The following is an 18,433-nucleotide window of genomic DNA, read 5'->3' as shown; positions in this document are numbered from 1 at the left end:
GTTACTTTGGTTGTATAGACAAGACTATACGTTTGTGATTCACTCAGTTCAGACCGAAATTTAACCCTTAAACAATCTGCCGGGGCTTCCACCCGTAATACAGCTTGTTGTCCACCCAGTTGTCTATACAGGAGTATACTATGCCACTGACTCAGACCCACTGCTTACTGACGCCGGGTAAGGTCGATCTTGCCACGCTGAAAACCCTTTATCGCGGTGGCGTAACGCTGGCGCTGGACGAGCAGGCACGCAGCCGCATCCAGCAGGCGCGCGATACGGTCGAAGCCATTGTCAGCGAAGGCAAAGTGACCTACGGCATTAATACCGGCTTTGGCAAACTGGCTCAGACCTCCATACCGGCAGAGCGGCTGGCCGAACTGCAGCGTAATCTGGTGCTGTCGCACAGCGTCGGCTTAGGCGATCTGCTACCCGACGACGTGGTACGCCTGGTGATGGCAACCAAGATTATCAGCCTGGCCCGCGGTCACTCCGGGATCAGAATTGAGCTGGTCGATGCGCTGATCGCCCTGTTTAATGCCGGCGTAATGCCGTGCATTCCGGAAAAAGGCTCCGTGGGGGCATCCGGCGATTTAGCGCCGCTGGCACATCTCTCCCTGATGCTGCTGGGGGAAGGTGAAGTTCGGGTGAAAGGCGAGCTGATGCCCGCTCGTGACGGACTTGCGCTGGTCGGGCTGGAACCGATTGTCCTCGGACCAAAAGAGGGTCTGGCACTGCTGAACGGCACCCAGGTGTCCACCGCCCTGGCACTGCGCGGCCTGTTCGAAGCCGAGAACGTCTTCGCCGCCGGGCTGGTATCCGGTGCGCTGTCGCTGGAGGCGATTAAAGGCTCGGTGAAACCGTTTGACCACCGCATCCATGAAGCCCGCGGCCAGCAGGGGCAAATCGCCGTAGCGGCCGCCGTTTCCAGCCTGCTGGAAGGCAGTATTATCCTGAATTCCCACGTCAACTGCGGACGGGTACAGGATCCTTACTCGATCCGCTGCGTGCCGCAGGTGATGGGTGCCTGCCTGGATAATCTCAATCACGCCGCGCGCGTGCTGCAAATTGAAGCCAACGCCGCGTCCGATAACCCGCTGGTGTTTACCGATACCGGCGAAGTGATTTCCGGCGGAAACTTCCATGCCGAGCCTGTCGCGTTCGCCGCCGATATTATCGCGCTGGCCGTGGCGGAAATCGGTGCCATCTCCGAACGCCGTCTGGCGCTGTTGCTGGATACCGGCCTTTCCGGCCTGCCGCCGTTCCTGGTCAACGACGGCGGGGTGAACTCCGGATTTATGATAGCCCAGGTGACCGCCGCCGCGCTGGCGTCGGAAAACAAATCGCTGGCGCATCCGGGCAGCGTTGACAGCCTGCCAACCTCCGCCAATCAGGAGGATCACGTCTCGATGGCCACCTATGCCGCCCGCCGTCTGGGAGCCATGTGTTTCAACACCGCCGCGGTGGTGGGCATTGAAGCGATGGCCGCCGCCCAGGGGATCGACTTCCATCGCCCGCTGCAAAGCTCACCTCAGCTTGAAGAAGTGATGAGCACTATCCGGCAGAAGGTCGCCTACCTCGATAAAGACCGCCTGATGGCACCGGATATCGAACAAATGCGTTTATGGGCCGCTGGCGACAGCTGGCCGGAAATGATTGCTGCGCTGCTGCCTGCACGCGCCCACTAAGCGAATACCGATAAGGAAAACAACCATGACTGAGTCCGTAAGCAAGGCCGTTGCCCGTACCATTCGCGCTCCCCACGGCGACACGCTGCACTGTGCCAACTGGCTGATTGAAGCCGCTTACCGCATGATCCAGAACAATCTGGACCCGGACGTTGCCGAGCGCCCGGAAGATTTAGTGGTGTACGGCGGTATTGGTAAAGCCGCCCGTAACTGGGAGTGCTTTGAGCAGATCCTGCGTTCGCTGCAGGCGCTGCAGCCGGAAGAAACCCTGCTGGTTCAGTCCGGTAAGCCGGTTGGGGTTTTCCGCACCCACGCCGATGCGCCACGCGTGCTGATTGCCAACTCCAACCTGGTCCCGCACTGGGCCAACTGGGATCACTTTAACAAGCTCGATAAAGCCGGGCTGATGATGTACGGCCAGATGACCGCCGGATCCTGGATCTACATCGGCGCGCAGGGCATCGTGCAGGGGACTTTTGAAACCTTCGCCGAAGCCGGTCGCCAGCACTATAACGGCGATCTGAGCGGCAAATGGATCCTCACCGCCGGGCTGGGCGGCATGGGCGGCGCGCAGCCGCTGGCGGGCGTGCTGGCCGGTGCCTCCGTGCTGGCCGTTGAGTGCCAGTCTTCGCGCATCGACTTCCGCCTGCGCACCCGCTACGTCGATTACCGCGCCGACACCCTTGACGACGCGCTGGCGATGATAGAACAGGCAAACAAAGAGAAACGCGCCATTTCCGTCGGGCTGCTCGGCAACGCCGCAGATATCCTGCCGGAGCTGGTGAAACGGGCGAAAGCGGGCGGCATGAAGCCGGATATCGTCACCGACCAGACCTCCGCTCACGACCCGATCAACGGCTATCTGCCACAGGGCTGGTCCGTTGAACGCTGGGAAGAGGCCCGCCGCAGCGATCCGAAATCCGTTGAGAAAGCCGCCCGCGCCTCAATGGCGGTCCACGTGCAGGCCATGCTCGACTTCTGCCATATGGGCATTCCTACCGTCGATTACGGTAACAATATTCGCCAGGTGGCGCTGGAAGAAGGCGTGACTAACGCGTTCGACTTCCCGGGCTTTGTGCCGGCCTATATCCGTCCGCTGTTCTGTGAAGGTAAAGGTCCGTTCCGCTGGGTCGCCCTGTCCGGCGATCCGGAGGACATCTACCGTACCGATGCCAAACTGAAAGAACTGTTCCCGGACCATACCAACCTGCACCGCTGGCTGGATATGGCTCAGGAGCGGATCGCGTTCCAGGGTCTGCCCGCGCGAATCTGCTGGCTGGGTCTGGGCGAGCGCCATCTGGCCGGGCTGGCGTTTAACGAAATGGTGCGCAACGGTGAGCTGAAAGCACCGGTAGTGATCGGTCGCGATCACCTCGACTGCGGCTCCGTGGCCTCCCCTAACCGCGAAACCGAAGCGATGCGCGACGGATCGGATGCGGTATCCGACTGGCCGCTGCTCAATGCCCTGCTGAACACCGCAGGCGGCGCGACCTGGGTCAGCCTGCATCACGGCGGCGGCGTCGGCATGGGCTTCTCGCAGCACGCGGGTGTAGTGATCGTTGCCGACGGCAGCGCCGAGGCCGATAAACGCCTGGGCCGCGTCTTGTGGAACGATCCGGCTACCGGCGTGATGCGTCATGCTGATGCCGGATATGAGGTAGCGAAAGCCTGTGCTGCGAAGCACGAGCTGAATCTGCCAATGATCGATTAAGCGTTATCCAGGCCGGTATTACCGGCCTGTTTTCTTCCCCGCAACCCGCTTCTTCCTCCCCCGATTTATGCTACCTTGTTTCTGCGCGTAACCCTGCACAGGAGAAGTACTGAATGACCGTTCCCGTTTCGCTGATTGAAGAAGCCACCGGCTGGCGCAGAGCCCTGCACGCCCGCCCTGAACTGGGATATCAGGAGCACCATACGTCACAGCTGGTTGCCGGGCAGCTGGAAGCCTTTGGCCTGCAGGTTCACCGTGGCCTGGCAGGCACCGGCGTGGTCGGAACGCTGGAAAACGGCCCCGGACCGGTTATCGGGTTACGCGCTGATATGGATGCACTGCCGATTACCGAGCTGAGCAATCCGCCCCACCGCTCCACGACTCCGGGCGTGATGCACGCCTGTGGGCATGACGGTCACACGGCCATTCTGCTGGCGGTGGCAAAGCATCTGAGCACGACCCGCCGCTTCAGCGGAACGCTGCATTTTGTCTTCCAGCCCGCGGAGGAAAACCTCGGCGGGGCGCGCCGCATGGTGGAAGACGGGCTGTTTACCCTGTTCCCGATGGATGCCATCTACGGCATGCACAACTGGCCGGGGCTGCCCGCCGGTGAAGTTGCCGTCAATGAAGGGGCGATGATGGCCTCGCTGGACTCCTTTGAAATCACCCTGCGCGGCCGCAGCTGTCACGCCGCCATGCCGGAAAACGGCGCGGATCCGATTGTTGCCGCCGCCCAGTTAATTATGGCGCTGCAAACTATTCCGGCCCGCCGCCTGTCGCCGCTGGCGTCTGCGGTGGTCAGCATTACCCAGATCAACGGCGGTGAAGCGATTAACGTCATCCCGGAAAATGTGGTGCTGCGCGGTACACTGCGCTGTCTGCAGGCGGACGTGCGCAACCGGGTAAAACAGATGATCAATGAGTTCGTGACCTCGTTTACCGCACCGATGGGGATCGAGGGCAGTATTGAGTACCAGGGCGACTATCCGGTGACCATGAATCACGCCGCCGAAGCCGCGAAAATTCGCGACTGCGCGCTGACGCTGCTGCCCGCAGAAAAGGTGCACTGGAACGTCAGCCCGTCGATGGCCTCTGAAGATTTTGCCTGCATGCTGGAACACTGCCCGGGCGCGTACTTCTGGATCGGCGCTGACGGGGAGACGCCGTCACGGCCGCTGCACAACGCCAACTATGATTTTAACGATGAGCTGATCGCACCCGGCATTGCGCTGTGGACCGCGCTGGTTGAGCAGCTGCTGCCGCGCGGCTGATTGATATTCACCTGACCACAACCATCGATCACACCGTTCTATGGCCCCTCACGGGGCCAACTACCTTGTACGGCTTTCCCATTCTGAAACACTGCTTTTACGATCCTCACAGCCGCAAAGCAGGACAATTCCAGTAGCGAATTATCCCTGATTCACCCACAGCAGTTTATCCACCGGGAAATTCAGCCCGCGGGCGATTGCCAGATAGTTCTGCTTAACGCTCTCCGGGATCTGCGGCGTTCGCGACAATATCCACAGGTAATCACGATTCGGGCCGCTGACCAGCGCATAGCGATAGTCGTCATCCAGAGCAATAACGTTATAACCACCGTAAAACGGACCAAAGAACGACACCTTCAGCGCCGCAGTGGATTGCGCACCGGTAAAGTAGGCACGCCCTTCACTCTCTTTCCAGCGTCCTTTTGCCGGATCGTAGCCACGATTAAGCACGGATATTCCGCCATCGCTGCGTTTGCCGTAGGTGGCGGTGACCTTCTCCAGCCCACGCTCGAAGCGGTTTTCCAGCCGGGCGACCTCATACCATTTGCCCAGATAGCGACCGGCATCAAAGCCGTTAATCGGCGTAACGCCTTTTGGCGGCGTCGGGGATTTACAGGCCACCAGACCCAGTGACAGTACCACCCCGGTAAGAACGGGCCACAGCTTCATACTTGCTCCTTTAATCGCATCATTATCAGCAAATGAAAGTGTAGTACACCCCTCTTATCAGGCCACCAGCCGGCCGGTAAACAGGGGGTAATTATCCGTCAGGGATAATATTTCTGAGGGCGAACGCTCACGCATCACTATTTCAGCCAGCGGATGAATCAGCGGGAAATTTAGCCTCCTGGACATATTACGATTATTCTTAGAGATAAAACCAACGATCTCAACCAAGCTTAAACTGAATTTCTAACTCAGAAGAAGGAAACATCTCATCATGGCTGACATCGAAACTAAAACGAAAGATGACTATATTAATGACGTGCTTTCTCAGCTTAAAGAGATTCGCCACTACGCGAAAAGCAATACGGAAACCCTTTCCGCACAGTGGCTTGCCTTTGACTCCGGTGAGTTTAAAGATAAAGAACTGGCAGGGAAAATTGATTCACTGCTGAATGCCCAGGGCAAGCTGCATGACGAGGTGGAAGCCTCGATTGCCGATATTGAAATTCTGGTCAATAAGACGGCCGCCTAGCGCTTAATTCCCCGCGCTGATGCACCCGTTTAATCGCTGATGCACCCGTTTAATTTATTAAAAATGCGCCATCTGGCGCATTTTTTATTGGGGATCGGTGTGGCTTCGGGATCGTAATACTGAATAGTCTGGTAATACTAATTCACCAGGGCTGTTGCCATTCGCCCCTGAATCAACCGTCCCTGATTTAATCCTGACTAAACCGCATCCGTTCAAGGCCGCTGTGGATTCATCGCCGGTAAACTACGCCAACCGCCTTATCAGCCTTCGACAGCCTGCTTCAGTATCCCGCTTGCTCAATCTCACTCAGCGCCGCTTCCATCGTCTGTGCCCTTCCCGTTGCCACATAGCAGCAGGCGATTTGCAAACGCAGCGATTGGGGGACCGCCACTTCACGATTAAGACAGCGGTGGATCCAGGCTGCGGTGGTGGCCGCATCTTTCGCTTCCGGCAGTTCGCCCGGGGCAAATGATACCTCCTCCTGGCGCGCCAGCAGCACCCGCGGTTCTTCACCGTGGATCAGGCTGATTGACGGGCAGCGCTGCGGGCTGGCATACACTTCGCCCTCGGTGCCGTTAAGCAGCAGGCCGCGACCGCCAATATCACTGAAGAATTTGCCAACCTTTGGGATATATTCCGGGTGCGAGACGCTGGCCAGCCGCAGCGCCGCGTCTTCGGCAAACGGCGTTGCCAGCTTGGCCAGCGTATGCGCACTGTTGCGCACGCCCATGCGCCAGCGCATTGCCAGCTGGTGCTCCATCGGTTCACACAGCTGACCGATGGTGATAAACACCGCTTCCCCCGCGTCCAGCCTGCTCTGGGCTTCCGCCGGCGTCAGCGAGGCCGGCACGCCCAGCGCCTGGAACACCGCTTCGCTGGTGATGCGCGTGGGATCGTCACTGACCCCGTGAACCAGAACCGGGAAACCGAGGCGGCTCAGCAGCAGCGCCAGCAGCGGGGTCAGATTCCCCTGCCGCCGCGCACCGTTATAGCTGGGGATGACGATCGGCATCGGTAACCCGCCGGGGGGCGTCAGGCGTGGCATCTGCTCCTGCATCGCCTGATAGAAGCCCAGCATCTCCTCTTCGCCTTCCCCTTTAATACGCAACGCAATCAGGATCGCCCCGAGTTCGAGGTCCGGCACGTCGCCCGCCAGCATACGGCGGTAAAGCCCACGCGCGCTGTCAATATCAATATCCCGGGCATGGTTTTTACCGCGCCCGATCTCTTTAATAATCTTGTTAAGTTCCATGCGTTTGCTCACTGAATAAGGTTAACGCCTGCGGCGCGGCGGCACTCTTTTTTTCGTTGGCGGGCTGACGGCCCTGGGCAGCTCGCCTTCCGGCATCGGCGGCTGTTCGATGGGAAACACCGGCAGTGCTCCCAGCAAACGCGCGCCGTAGCTTTTGCTTAACAGCCGCCGGTCGTAAATCACAATCTCACCGAAGCAGTCGTGGCTACGGATCAGCCTTCCCACCTGTTGGATAAGATTAAACGAGGCGCTGGGCAGACTCTGCACCTCAAAAGGATAACGCTTCAGGCTTTTCAGCCATTCGCCCTCGGTCAAAATAACCGGACTGTCCACCGGGGGGAAAGCGATTTTATGAATATGGACCTGAGAAAGCAGCGCGCCTTTCAAATCCAGCCCCTCCGCAAAGGACTGCAAGCCGACCAGCACGCTGGTTTCCCCGCGCTCTACGCGCTGACGATGCAGCGCCACCAGCGCCGGGCGCGGTTTGTCGCCCTGAACCAGCATCATTAACCGCAGCTCGGGCAGGTAAGCAATAAACTGCTGCATCGCCCGGTTGCTGGCGAACAGCACCAGCAGCCCCTTATGCTGCGCCAGCTTTATCTGATGGCGGAAGAAATGGGCCATTTCGGCAAGATGCGCCACCTCGTTGGCCAGCAGCGGCTCGTGCTGCATCTGCGGAATAACCAGTTTGCCCTGTTCCACGTGATTAAACGGCGAGTCCAGCGCAACAAAACGGTCGTCCGCCTTTTCGCTCAGGCCGGACATCTCCTGCAGTCGCTGGAAGCTGTTCAGCGAACGCAGGGTCGCGGAGGTCAGCACCACGTGGGGGATTTTACGCCACAGCAGCTTCTCCAGCTGATCGCTGACGCGGATCCCCGCACAGTGCAGCATCAGGTGAACGTTACCCTCGCGCAGCTCGCGGGTGACCCACTTCGACACCGGCGCGCCGGACGTCTGTTCCAGCGCCGCCAGCCGCCACAGCTTGCTGCTGGCTTCAAACCAGCCCAGCGCGCGGTTCATCTGCAGCAGGGTTCGGTGCAGGCGCACCACGTCGTACTGCCCGCTTTTCTCACTGAGATCGTTAACCAGTCCTTCCGCCAGCCCGCGCAGCGCATCGCAGAGCTTGAACAGCCTGCCGCAGAGGGTCATTACCTCCTCCGGCAGCAGCCCCATCTCAAAACGGTACTCCCCCTCCTGCCCGTCCGGCGGTAAATAAAGCCCGAGGATCTGCGACAGCATTTGCAGCTGTTCGCGCACCTCTTCACAGTGTTCCTTCAGGCGGTCCGGGTTCGCCAGCGGCGGCGGACGTTTCGGCCTGAACTGCGCCATACACTGCTCAACCAGCCGGCCAAACAGATCGAGCTGCAGCGTATTCCAGCCGGGCGTTATTTCGCCGCTCATTTCCAGCGCGTCACGCGCCACGTCGGGCAGATGATGACCTTCATCCAGCACCAGCAGCAGGTGCTTCGGCGGCGGCAGTACGGATTCTGTTTCCAGCGCCGCCATCACCAGCGCATGGTTAGCCACCACCACGTCGGCGTTTTCGATTTCGCGGCGCGCAACGTAAAACGGGCATTCACGAAACCAGTGACAGTTGCTGCCGAGACAGTTGGCCTTATCGGTGCTGATGCGCTGCCAGAGAGAGTCTTCGATGTTGTCCTTGCAGTGATCGCGCAGGCCGTCCCATTCGTAACGATTTAACGCTTTTTCCAGCTCGCAGCAGATCGCCCGCTCCGCCTTGCTGGCGGTCATATCATCGTCCAGAAACAGCAGCAGATCGCCCTGCTTCTCCTCATCGGTAGCCAACGCCGACAGATTGCGCGGGCAGACGTAGCGCCCACGGCCAAACGCTGCGGTAAAGGTCAGGTCGGGAATGATTTTCTTCAGCAGCGGCAGATCTTTGCTGTAAATCTGATCCTGCAGCGCCACGTTGGCGGTGCTGACCACCAGCGGCTTTTCCTCCGCGCGGCTGACCGCGATGCCGGGGATCAGGTAGGAGAGGGTTTTCCCTACGCCGGTCGGTGCTTCAATAGCCAGATGGCGTCCCTCTTCACCCGACAGCGTTTTCGCCACTTCAGCAATCATCTGCCGCTGCGGTGCGCGCGGAATAAAATCGGGGACTTGCTGTTGCAGGGCTTTATACCACCCGGCAATTTGCGCTTTTAACGCCGCAGTTAACGCCATGACAACCCTTACCAAAAAATCAGGGCTGTATTTTTACACAGTATCGCGCCGGCGTCAGCCTGAGGATGCGGATCCCGCCAGGAAAGTCGTGCCGCTCAGCCTTTATCCAGCGGCACGGCGCGGGTCAGCATCGTTTGTACATCAGCGTGGTGGCATCCAGTACGCCTTCTGTGGAGCAGGCGTAGTGCGGAATTTCCCCCGCCACCTGCCAGCCCAGCGAGCGATAGAGCGGTTCCGCCACGTCGCCGCTGCGGGTATCAAGCACCAGCAGCGTTCGGCCCGCCTCTCTGGCGCGGGCTTCCGCTCTCAGCATCAGTTCCCGGGCGATCCCCCGCCGACGCGCATCGGGATGCACCAGCAGCTTGATCACCTCGGCGCGGTGCGCACCGTTCGGCGGCATGGCCAGCACCACCATCACCGTCGCCACTATGCGGTCCGCCAGCCTGGCAACCAGCAGCGTTTTATCGCCACAGGCCAGACTGAACACCACATCCTGCCAGAAGCGGCTGAAAGTCTGCGGATCGCAGTCCACAAAGCCGACGCTGGCGCCCTGCGCAACGCAGCCGTTCAGCACCCGGCACAGTGCCGGAAGCTCATCACGCGCCTGCTGCGCGTTTAGCCATTCGTATTCAATCTGGTTCATGGGCGTGCCACCACCAGCGCATAGCGTGCGCCTCCGGCTTCCGGCGCGCTGAATGACGTGCGGCCAAACAGATGAAAGCGCAGGCAGTCGCCCTTCTCCAGCCGCCACTGCTGATCATTCATGCGGAAAATCAGCACGCCGTCCAGCATCCAGATATGCTGCTCCAGCCCGGCGAGCGGCGGCAGGTCGTACTCAATCAGCGCGCCCTGTTCCAGCTGCGCCTCCACCAGTTCGGCGTGAAACGCCTGCGCGGGCGGGGACACGCTGCGCCGCAGATAACCGCTGCTGGCGTCACGCCAGACGTTCTGCTGCGGCGGCCGCAGATGTTGCGGGCCGTTTTGCTCCACGTCACTGAGTAAGCGGGACATGGTCAGCCCATAGGCGCTGCACAGCCGGTTCAGCAGCGCGGCGGTCGGGCTGCTCTCTCCGCGTTCAATACGCGACAGCGATGCACGGCTGATGCCGGTCATCTCCGCCAGCGTTTCCAGCGACCACCCCTGTTCAATTCTCAAATCGGCCAGCCGCTGGGCCAGGCGTTGCTCGGTATAATCCAGATCCATGACATTCTCATTAATGGGAAATAATCTCATATATGAGATCTACCGCATCGCGCCGCTCAGATCAAGTTGTACACTGACAAATTATTTGTACAGCATGCTATTATTGAATACGGTTAAATCAGGCCCGAGAGTGAATGAGGTGAGAAATGACGTTGTACAGCATTGGTGATGTTGCTGAACGCTGCGGGATCAATCCGGTAACCCTGCGCGCCTGGCAGCGCCGCTATGGCCTGTTAAAGCCTCAAAGAACCGAGGGCGGTCACCGCCTGTTTGATGAAGACGATATTCTGCGAATTGAAGAAATTAAGCGCTGGATGAGTACCGGCGTGCCGGTCGGAAAAGTGAAAGCGCTGCTGGAAGGCGAGAACATCGAGATCCACGACGGCTGGATTACCCTGCAGGAAGAGATGATGAACGTGCTGCGCCACGTTCGCCCGTCGAAGCTGAGAGCGAAAATCGCCACGATTGGCCGTGAGAATCCGGCCGGGGCGCTGATCGACCACGTATTTCTGCCGATTCGCCAGCGGCTGAACCTGGACCAGACCACCGCCCGCGCAATGTGCAGCCTGCTGGACGGCGCGCTGATCGACTACGTGGCCTTCTGCCTGACCGGCTCCCGTAAAAAAGCGGGCAAGGATGCACTGCTCATCGGCTGGGGCAATGAGGATCGTACCCGACTGTGGCTTGAGGCCTGGCGGCTTTCGCAGCAGGGCTGGCGCATTGATGTGCTGGCTGAACCGCTGGATCAGCCGCGCCCGGAGCTGTTTCCCGGTCAGAAAATTTTCGTTTACACCGGCAAAGCACTGACCCGACGTCAGCAGGAACAGCTGGCGCACTGGCAGGAGCAGGGGTTCACGGTTATCGCACACGACGGCGACAGGGTCGATGAGGAGTAAGAAAAACCACTCTTTGGTTTAATAATCTCAAGCGAAGGCGCTATAATCCGCCTTCCTTTGAGAAAACGGGTTACGTTATGAACTGGCAAAAAATTGGTGTGGTCTTTATCTTTCTGCTGATGGCTTTGGGTGGAATTGGCGGCGTGATGCTGACTGGCTATACCCTGATCCTCCATTCGAAATAACCCCCTTTTGCTCACCAGGCGGCATTTTCTGCCGCTCCTCTCCTTTTTGTAACTTTTTGTTTTATCTTATAACCAGCTGGAATTTAACTCCGCCAGCCGGGCTGGTTATGCTCTGGGTTTATTCCAAAAAGACCTATAAAACATCATGACCGATCTCATCACCTCTTCAGCGCACGTTGCGCAGGCAGGGAATGCGCCCACCGGCGCAGCAGTCACTATCCACCGCGCGGCGGATGTCTCTCAACTGGTTAATAACAGCGACAGTTCACGCAGCAATGCCCGCATTGTTATCGGCATCGCCCTCGGCGGCGTGTTCCTCGATGCCTACGACCTCGGTGCGCTGGCCTTCGGCATGAAGGATGTGACGCGCGAGTTTGGCCTTTCGCCTTCCGGAGCGGGGATGATTGCCTCAGCAATTACCCTCGGCGCAATCGTTGGCGCGCTGATTGGCGGCTATCTGACGGATAAAATCGGCCGCTATCGCGTCTTTATGGCGGATATGTTCTTCTTCGTTTTTGCCGCGCTGGCCTGCGCGTTTGCGCCCAATGAGTATGTGCTCGCCGGAGCAAGATTTGTGATGGGAATGGGCATCGGTATCGATCTGCCGGTGGCGATGGCGTTCCTGGCGGAGTTTTCGAAATTAAAAGGGCGCGGTAACAAAGCGGCCAGCATTGCCATGTGGTGCCCGACCTGGTACGCCGCGATCTCGGTGTCTTACCTGCTGGTATTGTTCTTCTGGTCGGTGCTGCCGGAAAGCCACAGCGACTGGATGTGGCGTATTATTCTCGGATTCGGGGCCATTCCGGCGCTGATTATTATCGCCATCCGCAGCAAATACATGAGCGAATCGCCAATCTGGGCGGCGAATCAGGGCGATCTGCACGGTGCCGCCGCTATCCTGCGAAATTCCTACGGCATCAACGCCCACGTGGCGAAGGATGCGGATTTAACACCTGCCCGCCCGGTGCGTCGCGCCAGCTGGGGCAACTACGGTGCGCTGTTTAAAGGTGTTTACCTCAGGCGCACCACGCTGGCCACCGTCACCTCGATCGTTTCGCCGTTTGCCTATAACGCCGTGGCCTTCGGCCTGCCGGTGATCATTTCCAGCTTCCTGGCGCAGTCGATGCTGACCACCATTCTGTTGTCGCTGGCGCTGAACCTGCTGTTTGCCTTTACCGGCGGTATCCTTGCCGTCCGGCTGGTGCCGCGCTTTGGCGCATGGAAAATGATGACGCTGGGCTATCTCTGCCAGATTACCGCACTGCTGGGCCTGGCGCTGGTCGGCCGGCCGGAAGACGGCCATCAGGCGGCGATTTCGGTCGCCATGCTGGCGCTGTTCCTGCTGGGTCAGGGCTTTGGCCCGGGGGCACACACCATGACCTACGCATCGCTGAGCTATCCTACCTCGCTGCGCGGCGTGGGCGTCGGCTTTAATCAGATGATGGTGCGCGCCAGCTCTACCGCCTCGCTGTTCCTGTTCCCGGTACTGGCGGCAGCGCTGAGCACGAATGTGTTCTGGGTGATTGCGCTGGCCCCGATTGTCGGCCTGCTGGCGCTGCTGGCGATCCGCTGGGAACCGTCAGGGTACGATGTTGATGCGGAAGATTTCGCGCTGAACGGCAAATAATTGCCAGACATCAGGCATCGCTGGTCAGCGGAGCATGCGCCCTGCCCATAAAGCGCGTCAACTCATCCGGAATACGGGAAAAAGTGTGCAGGAACCAGGGCGTAAAACGCTCAGGCTCCTGCTGCATTTCCGCCTGAACCTCCGCCAGAGAAGCGTAGCGCCAGGCATCGGCCTCTTCGGGATTAAGCTGCGGTTGCTCATCGCTGATGGTGAAATAGACGTGGCCGTACTCATGCTCGGTCAGGCCGTTGCTCAGGGGCAAATTGTAGCTCAGCTCAAAAACCGGCTGCAGCGTCAGCCGCATGCCCATTTCTTCATACAGCCGTCGCTCGGCGGCATGGCGCGTTGACTCCTGCGGATAGGGATGACCACAGGTGGTATTACTCCACAGGCCGCCGCAGTGATATTTGCCGCTGGCGCGCTGCTGCAACAGCAGCTGGTGGCTGGAGTTAAAGACATAAACGGTTACCGCGCGATGCAGTAATCCTTTTTCATGTACCTCAAGCTTCTCCATTTTGCCGGTGGCGCGATCTTCACGATCGACAAGGATAACTTCAATAGCTGCCATGCGAACTCCTCAGGTCATATCCCAGCTATTCTGGCATATCCGGGCGGCATTATACTGTACAGAATAGTGCGCACTGCCTGAATTTCCGCACAACCGCCGCCGTTTGTCGCGGCCAGCGCACAAAAGATTACTCGCTGGCTTCAACCACCTGCTGCCGGGCACGAAAAATATGCCCTGCGCCGTACTGCAACAGCCGCGCAACCAGCTCATAGCCGCCGTTTTCCTCCGCCTGAGAGAATTCGCGCTCCAGCTGCGTCACCGGTGCCGCCCACAGCAGATTCACCTTCTCGTCGTCAAAACGCGGCAGTGGAAACTGCCCGGCTTCGCGGCCCAGCGCACCGGAAAGAATAAAACCCTCGAACCCCACCGGGGCCATGGAGGATGTCAGCGTATGCCCTTCGCCCAGCCAGCTAATACGATCCCAGGGGAGATGGGCAAAACCAGCCAGCGCACTGGCCATCTGCACCGCGTTTTCCTCGGTCATGACTTCAGCGTCAATGGCCATTGCCAGCTCGGTTCGGCGATACTGCGGGGCCAGATCGTTGTAAAGATGATCGACCCACGGCATCGGGCGAATGCTCATGCCCAGCGTCAGAAAGTACCAGTTACCCTCATGATAATGCTGGGAAATAGCCATCGGCGGCCAATTGCCGCGATCGATGGCGTAATACTTGAGAGACTCGCCAAACTGTTCGCTGTAGCACGCCAGCATCTTCAACTGGAACGGCTCCCAGCCCTGGCCTTCCTGCCAGTCGCGCCAGAACTGCCGGTGCTGCTGCGCCCGGGCATAGTGCGGATTAGTGGATGCCGAACCGAGCGGAGCGGTCAGCCGGTTGGCCTTGATGCAGCCGGCGGAAAAGCTCACCTGCTTTTCCTGATACAGGCTCCAGCCGGGGATGACCGCCAACAGCTGTCCCTGATACCACAGGGCCGCCCCGTCGTCGCTCGGTTCCCAGATAATCTGCAATCCGGCGGGGTCGAGCATCGGTTCCGCCAGCAGCGTGCGGCAGAACTCCGCGCTCAGCAGCGGTGCGCGGCCCTGTTCCATGGCGATCGTATCTTCCTGGACCGGCGCGGGCAGCAGATTGCGCAGCCAGCAGCCGCGCACGGCAAACTGGCTGCGAAAAGCCTCCGCCGGCCAGATGTAGAAATAGGCGGTGCGGTCATCCTGTTCGACCAATGCAACCAGCGTATGCTGTTGATTGGTCACTTCAGCAATCTGATAGGGCTCTGTCATAACGCCTCGACGTTGTCTGGAGGGATCCTTTTTCCCGGAGAATAGAGCAGGATGACGGGTTGTGCTATGTCAGAACAAGGGTATTTATCTCAAAAACCGTACAGGTCAGCGCCCCATGCGCGCCATGGCCCGCTGGTAAGCCCCCTTGCGGATCGCCCAGCGCAACAGCCCGGCAATCAGATAAATCCGCCCGTTAATCAGGCGGTGTCGTAACGGCGAGTAGTGTAAACCAAAGTCGTGCAGCGCCCAGTCGGGCAGCAGTGCGATACCGGCCTGCAGCATGGCCTGCATCGCCGGACGCGCCTGCCAGCTGGGTGCCGGCGCGTTCATCAACAGCGACAGCACTTCACGCGTGCGTTCATCGCAGCGCAGCTGCGGCCGCATCCGGTCAAGATAGGCTTCAACGGCGGCGACGCTTTTCGGCACCTGCTCAGCCCCCAGCGCTTCCGCAACCCGGGCCGCTTCCGCATAGTAGCGATCCTGCTCCGCCAGGCTGAGCTGCGGATTCTTGTAGCGCAGGTGGGCGGCAAGAAAACAGCGGGTTTCGGCAACGTGTACCCAGGTCAGCAGCGCCGGATCGGCAGCGGAATAGGGAACGCCGTGCGCATCCGTACCGGTAATATGCAGATGGATGCGCTTCACCCTGTCGATCAGGATCTGCGCATCGCGATGGTTGCCGAAGGTGGTGACGGCAATAAACTGGCTGGTTCGCCGCAGTCTGCCCATCATATCCTGGCGGAAGGTGGAGTGATCCCAGACGCCCGCCAGCGCCAGCGGATGCAGCATCTGCAACAGCAGCGCCGAAATGCCACCGCACAGCATTGAGGAGAAATCGCCATGCACCCGCCAGATAACGCTGTCCGGCCCGTAAAGACCGGGATCGCCCGGCGGCTGCGAAATATCAAATTCATTCAGCGACAGGCCGTTAAGGCGAAAAACCTGCTGCTGAATTCTGTCTCGTATGCCCGACATACCTTTCCTGACTGCAAATACGGGGCAGGCTGCCCTGCCCCCCATCCTCAACGATAATCAAATTCCGCATTCTGAGTGCGGGCGGAATCCAGCCCGATCATCACGCTGAATTTACCCGGCTCGGCCACGTGCTGCATCTTAGCGTTCCAGAACTTCAGCGCGCTGACATCGATCGGGAACGTGACGGTCTGCGACTCACCGGCCTTCAGCATCACGCGCTTAAAGCCCTTCAGCTCTTTCACCGGCCGGCTGATGCTGGCCACCTCATCGTGCAGATAGAGCTGCACCACCGTCGCACCGTCACGCTTACCGCTGTTGGTTACCGTGACGCTGGCGTCAATCCGGCCATCGCGGGGCATCGAAGAAGAAGAGAGCTTCACCGGCGACAGGGTAAAGGTGGTGTAGCTTAAGCCGTAGCCGAACGGATAGAGCGGGCCGTTGGCCTCATCATAATAGTGCGAGGTGTATTTGTTCGGCTTCTCAAAATTATACGGCCGCCCGGTATTCAGGTGGTTGTAGTAAATCGGCAGCTGTCCAACCGAACGCGGGAAGGACATCGGCAGCTTACCTGACGGGTTGTAGTCGCCAAACAGCACATCGGCAATCGCGTTACCGCCTTCGGTGCCGCTGTACCAGCTTTCCAGCAGCGCATCTGCCTGCTGGCTCTCTTTCACTATCGCCAGGGCACGGCCGTTCATCAGCACCATGACCAGCGGCTTGCCGGTGGCTTTTACCGCATCAATCAGTTTACGCTGGCTTTCCGGCAGCGTCAGATCGCTGCGGCTGGAGGCTTCATGTGCCATACCGCGCGCTTCACCGATCGCCAGTACCACGACATCGGCTTTTTTCGCCATTTCCACGGCTTCATCCAGCATCTGCTGTGGTGAACGGCTGTCGACCGTCATCGCCGGTTCGTAAAGGTTGAGGAAGTCCTGGATGCCTTTACTGTCGGTGACGTTCGCCCCTTTGGCATACAGCAGGTTGGCCTTACCGGCAGTGGCATTTTTCATCCCCTGTAGCAGGGTAACCGACTGCTTCGCCACGCCCGCTGCGGACCAGCTGCCCATAATATCAATCTGGCTGTCGGCCAGCGGCCCAATCAGCGCGATGCTGCCGCTGTTTTTCAACGGCAGCGTATCCTGGCGGTTTTTCAGCAGCACCATACTTTTGCGCGCTACGTCGCGGGCGTCGCTGCGATGCAGGCGGCTTTCGGCGTTGGTATCCGGCGGATCCTGGTCGGCCGGGCCTAAGTGGCTGTAAGGATCGTTAAACAGCCCCATATCATATTTCACATTCAGTACGTGGCGAGCCGCATCATCAATTTCCTGTTCGGTCACCGCACCGCTTTTGACCAGCCCCGGCAGGTATTTGCTGTAGTACTCATCGCTCATACTCATGTTCACGCCGGATTTGATCGCCACGCGCACCGCATCCTGCGGGTCGCTGGCCACGCCGTGTTTGATCAGCTCTTTGATCGCGCCGTGATCGCTGATGGTGATGCCTTTAAACTTCCACTCATCGCGCAGAACGTCTTTCAGCAACCAGCCATCGGCGCTGGCCGGTACGCCGTTCAGCGAATTCAGCGCCACCATCACCCCGCCGCTGCCGGCATCCAGCGCCGCTTTATACGGCGGCAGATAGTCCTGAAACAGCCGCTGCGGGCTCATGTCCACGGTGTTGTAATCGCGGCCGCCCTCTACCGCCCCATAGGCGGCAAAGTGCTTGACGCTGGTCATCACCGAGTAGCGGTCCGCCGGGCTTTTTCCCTGCATGGCGGTGACCAGCACGCGGCCCATTTCCGCCGTTAAAAAGGTATCTTCACCGAAGCCCTCAGAGCCGCGGCCCCAGCGAGGTTCGCGGGTGACATCCACCATCGGTGCCCAGGTCATATTCAGGCCGTCATCGGCGGCTTCATACGCTGAAATCCGCCCGACCGTTGCCACCGCGTCGGTATCCCAGCTGGAGGCCAGCGCCAGCGGGATCGGGAACTGTGTCCGCTGGCCGTGGATCACGTCATAGGCGAAAAACAGCGGGATCTTCAGGCGGCTGAGCTGCATCACCTGATCCTGCATCTGGCGGATATCATGTCGGGTCACAGTGTTAAAAATAGCCCCCACCTGCTCGTTCTTGATCATCTCACGGATGGCTTCTTTCGGATTATCCGGCCCCACGCTAATCAACCGCAGCTGGCCGATTTTTTCGTCAAGGGTCATCTTTTTCAGCAGGTCGGTGACGAACGCATCGCGTGCGGCAGGTGTGAGTTCATGGGGACCAAACAGGTCATCGGCAAGGGCTGGCTGCAGCGCCAGCGCGGCAGCAAAGCTGACGGAACAAATCCATTTCATCAGATGATCATCTCTCAGGTGGCTAAGGCGTATGCGTTTTATGACGAACGGTTAACAACATTGAATCAGTTTGTCACACCTTGAGGATAGCAGCCAGTG

16 protein-coding genes are annotated in these 18,433 nt (G+C 59.3%); 7 read left to right on the top strand and 9 right to left on the bottom strand.

The window, feature by feature from the left end; all coding sequences use genetic code 11:
• Window positions 1-140: 140 nt before the first annotated feature.
• The 3 genes from hutH (at window position 141) to PGH32_RS02790 (ending at window position 4,667) form a co-directional block, all read left to right on the top strand.
• Window positions 141-1,685: a histidine ammonia-lyase gene (gene hutH, locus PGH32_RS02800; protein WP_337893125.1), complete on the top strand. Its 1,545-nt coding sequence runs from the start codon at window positions 141-143 to the stop codon at window positions 1,683-1,685.
• 25 nt (window positions 1,686-1,710) lie between these two features.
• Window positions 1,711-3,396: a urocanate hydratase gene (gene hutU / locus PGH32_RS02795; RefSeq protein WP_337893124.1), complete on the top strand. Its 1,686-nt coding sequence runs from the start codon at window positions 1,711-1,713 to the stop codon at window positions 3,394-3,396.
• 113 nt (window positions 3,397-3,509) lie between these two features.
• Window positions 3,510-4,667: a M20 aminoacylase family protein gene (locus PGH32_RS02790; RefSeq protein ID WP_337893123.1), complete on the top strand. Its 1,158-nt coding sequence runs from the start codon at window positions 3,510-3,512 to the stop codon at window positions 4,665-4,667.
• A gap of 141 nt (window positions 4,668-4,808) precedes the next feature.
• On the opposite strand, the gene PGH32_RS02785 is transcribed toward PGH32_RS02790, so the two are convergent.
• Window positions 4,809-5,336, bottom strand: coding sequence for a lipocalin family protein (locus tag PGH32_RS02785; protein ID WP_314419989.1), 528 nt, complete (start codon window positions 5,334-5,336; stop codon window positions 4,809-4,811).
• Between the two features lie 271 nt (window positions 5,337-5,607).
• On the opposite strand from PGH32_RS02785, the gene PGH32_RS02780 reads away from it, so the two are divergent.
• Window positions 5,608-5,865: a hypothetical protein gene (locus PGH32_RS02780; protein ID WP_337893122.1), complete on the top strand. Its 258-nt coding sequence runs from the start codon at window positions 5,608-5,610 to the stop codon at window positions 5,863-5,865.
• Window positions 5,866-6,145: 280 nt separating this feature from the next.
• On the opposite strand, the gene ybiB is transcribed toward PGH32_RS02780, so the two are convergent.
• From ybiB to PGH32_RS02760, 4 genes are all read right to left on the bottom strand, one after another.
• Window positions 6,146-7,117, bottom strand: a complete 972-nt coding sequence (gene ybiB / locus PGH32_RS02775) for a DNA-binding protein YbiB (RefSeq protein WP_337893121.1) — start codon at window positions 7,115-7,117, stop codon at window positions 6,146-6,148.
• A gap of 21 nt (window positions 7,118-7,138) precedes the next feature.
• Window positions 7,139-9,301: an ATP-dependent DNA helicase DinG gene (gene dinG / locus PGH32_RS02770; RefSeq protein WP_314419994.1), complete on the bottom strand. Its 2,163-nt coding sequence runs from the start codon at window positions 9,299-9,301 to the stop codon at window positions 7,139-7,141.
• A gap of 124 nt (window positions 9,302-9,425) precedes the next feature.
• Window positions 9,426-9,944 (bottom strand): GNAT family N-acetyltransferase, encoded by a 519-nt coding sequence (locus PGH32_RS02765; RefSeq protein WP_314419996.1) that lies wholly within the window; start codon window positions 9,942-9,944, stop codon window positions 9,426-9,428.
• Window positions 9,941-10,504, bottom strand: a complete 564-nt coding sequence (locus PGH32_RS02760; protein ID WP_337893120.1) for a helix-turn-helix domain-containing protein — start codon at window positions 10,502-10,504, stop codon at window positions 9,941-9,943. The genes PGH32_RS02765 and PGH32_RS02760 overlap by 4 nt, the downstream gene beginning before the upstream one ends.
• Window positions 10,505-10,650: 146 nt before the next feature.
• On the opposite strand from PGH32_RS02760, the gene PGH32_RS02755 reads away from it, so the two are divergent.
• The 3 genes from PGH32_RS02755 to PGH32_RS02745 all read left to right on the top strand — a co-directional run bounded on the left by PGH32_RS02755 (window position 10,651) and on the right by PGH32_RS02745 (window position 13,212).
• Window positions 10,651-11,400, top strand: coding sequence for a MerR family transcriptional regulator (locus PGH32_RS02755; protein WP_337893119.1), 750 nt, complete (start codon window positions 10,651-10,653; stop codon window positions 11,398-11,400).
• A gap of 77 nt (window positions 11,401-11,477) precedes the next feature.
• Window positions 11,478-11,585 (top strand): protein YohO, encoded by a 108-nt coding sequence (locus PGH32_RS02750; protein WP_123332295.1) that lies wholly within the window; start codon window positions 11,478-11,480, stop codon window positions 11,583-11,585.
• Between the two features lie 145 nt (window positions 11,586-11,730).
• Window positions 11,731-13,212 carry an MFS transporter gene (locus PGH32_RS02745; protein WP_337893118.1) on the top strand — a complete coding sequence of 494 codons (1,482 nt, stop codon included), beginning with the start codon at window positions 11,731-11,733 and terminating at the stop codon, window positions 13,210-13,212.
• A gap of 10 nt (window positions 13,213-13,222) precedes the next feature.
• On the opposite strand, the gene idi is transcribed toward PGH32_RS02745, so the two are convergent.
• The 4 genes from idi to bglX all read right to left on the bottom strand — a co-directional run bounded on the left by idi (window position 13,223) and on the right by bglX (window position 18,334).
• Window positions 13,223-13,780, bottom strand: a complete 558-nt coding sequence (gene idi / locus PGH32_RS02740) for an isopentenyl-diphosphate Delta-isomerase (protein ID WP_337893117.1) — start codon at window positions 13,778-13,780, stop codon at window positions 13,223-13,225.
• Window positions 13,781-13,907: 127 nt separating this feature from the next.
• Entirely contained in the window at window positions 13,908-15,017 is a 1,110-nt protein-coding gene (locus PGH32_RS02735) for a suppressor of fused domain protein (RefSeq protein ID WP_337893116.1), read from the bottom strand.
• Between the two features lie 105 nt (window positions 15,018-15,122).
• Window positions 15,123-15,989, bottom strand: coding sequence for an oxygenase MpaB family protein (locus PGH32_RS02730; protein WP_337893115.1), 867 nt, complete (start codon window positions 15,987-15,989; stop codon window positions 15,123-15,125).
• A 47-nt stretch (window positions 15,990-16,036) separates the two neighbouring features.
• Window positions 16,037-18,334, bottom strand: a complete 2,298-nt coding sequence (bglX, locus tag PGH32_RS02725) for a beta-glucosidase BglX (RefSeq protein WP_337893114.1) — start codon at window positions 18,332-18,334, stop codon at window positions 16,037-16,039.
• Window positions 18,335-18,433: the final 99 nt, after the last annotated feature.

The organism is Erwinia sp. SLM-02 (assembly GCF_037450285.1).
GTDB lineage: Bacteria > Pseudomonadota > Gammaproteobacteria > Enterobacterales > Enterobacteriaceae > Erwinia.
The sequence above is the reverse complement of the archived record's forward strand: the minus strand, read 5'-3'. Positions and strand labels throughout refer to the sequence as shown.

What these genes read in the sequence shown, in the direction of transcription:
- hutH (WP_337893125.1), top strand. Translation starts at nt 141, where the DNA reads ATGCCACTGACTCAGACCCACTGCTTACTGACGCCGGGTAAGGTCGAT.
- hutU (WP_337893124.1), top strand. Translation starts at nt 1,711, where the DNA reads ATGACTGAGTCCGTAAGCAAGGCCGTTGCCCGTACCATTCGCGCTCCC.
- PGH32_RS02790 (WP_337893123.1), top strand. Translation starts at nt 3,510, where the DNA reads ATGACCGTTCCCGTTTCGCTGATTGAAGAAGCCACCGGCTGGCGCAGA.
- PGH32_RS02785 (WP_314419989.1), bottom strand. Translation starts at nt 5,336, where the DNA reads ATGAAGCTGTGGCCCGTTCTTACCGGGGTGGTACTGTCACTGGGTCTG.
- PGH32_RS02780 (WP_337893122.1), top strand. Translation starts at nt 5,608, where the DNA reads ATGGCTGACATCGAAACTAAAACGAAAGATGACTATATTAATGACGTG.
- ybiB (WP_337893121.1), bottom strand. Translation starts at nt 7,117, where the DNA reads ATGGAACTTAACAAGATTATTAAAGAGATCGGGCGCGGTAAAAACCAT.
- dinG (WP_314419994.1), bottom strand. Translation starts at nt 9,301, where the DNA reads ATGGCGTTAACTGCGGCGTTAAAAGCGCAAATTGCCGGGTGGTATAAA.
- PGH32_RS02765 (WP_314419996.1), bottom strand. Translation starts at nt 9,944, where the DNA reads ATGAACCAGATTGAATACGAATGGCTAAACGCGCAGCAGGCGCGTGAT.
- PGH32_RS02760 (WP_337893120.1), bottom strand. Translation starts at nt 10,504, where the DNA reads ATGGATCTGGATTATACCGAGCAACGCCTGGCCCAGCGGCTGGCCGAT.
- PGH32_RS02755 (WP_337893119.1), top strand. Translation starts at nt 10,651, where the DNA reads ATGACGTTGTACAGCATTGGTGATGTTGCTGAACGCTGCGGGATCAAT.
- PGH32_RS02750 (WP_123332295.1), top strand. Translation starts at nt 11,478, where the DNA reads ATGAACTGGCAAAAAATTGGTGTGGTCTTTATCTTTCTGCTGATGGCT.
- PGH32_RS02745 (WP_337893118.1), top strand. Translation starts at nt 11,731, where the DNA reads ATGACCGATCTCATCACCTCTTCAGCGCACGTTGCGCAGGCAGGGAAT.
- idi (WP_337893117.1), bottom strand. Translation starts at nt 13,780, where the DNA reads ATGGCAGCTATTGAAGTTATCCTTGTCGATCGTGAAGATCGCGCCACC.
- PGH32_RS02735 (WP_337893116.1), bottom strand. Translation starts at nt 15,017, where the DNA reads ATGACAGAGCCCTATCAGATTGCTGAAGTGACCAATCAACAGCATACG.
- PGH32_RS02730 (WP_337893115.1), bottom strand. Translation starts at nt 15,989, where the DNA reads ATGTCGGGCATACGAGACAGAATTCAGCAGCAGGTTTTTCGCCTTAAC.
- bglX (WP_337893114.1), bottom strand. Translation starts at nt 18,334, where the DNA reads ATGAAATGGATTTGTTCCGTCAGCTTTGCTGCCGCGCTGGCGCTGCAG.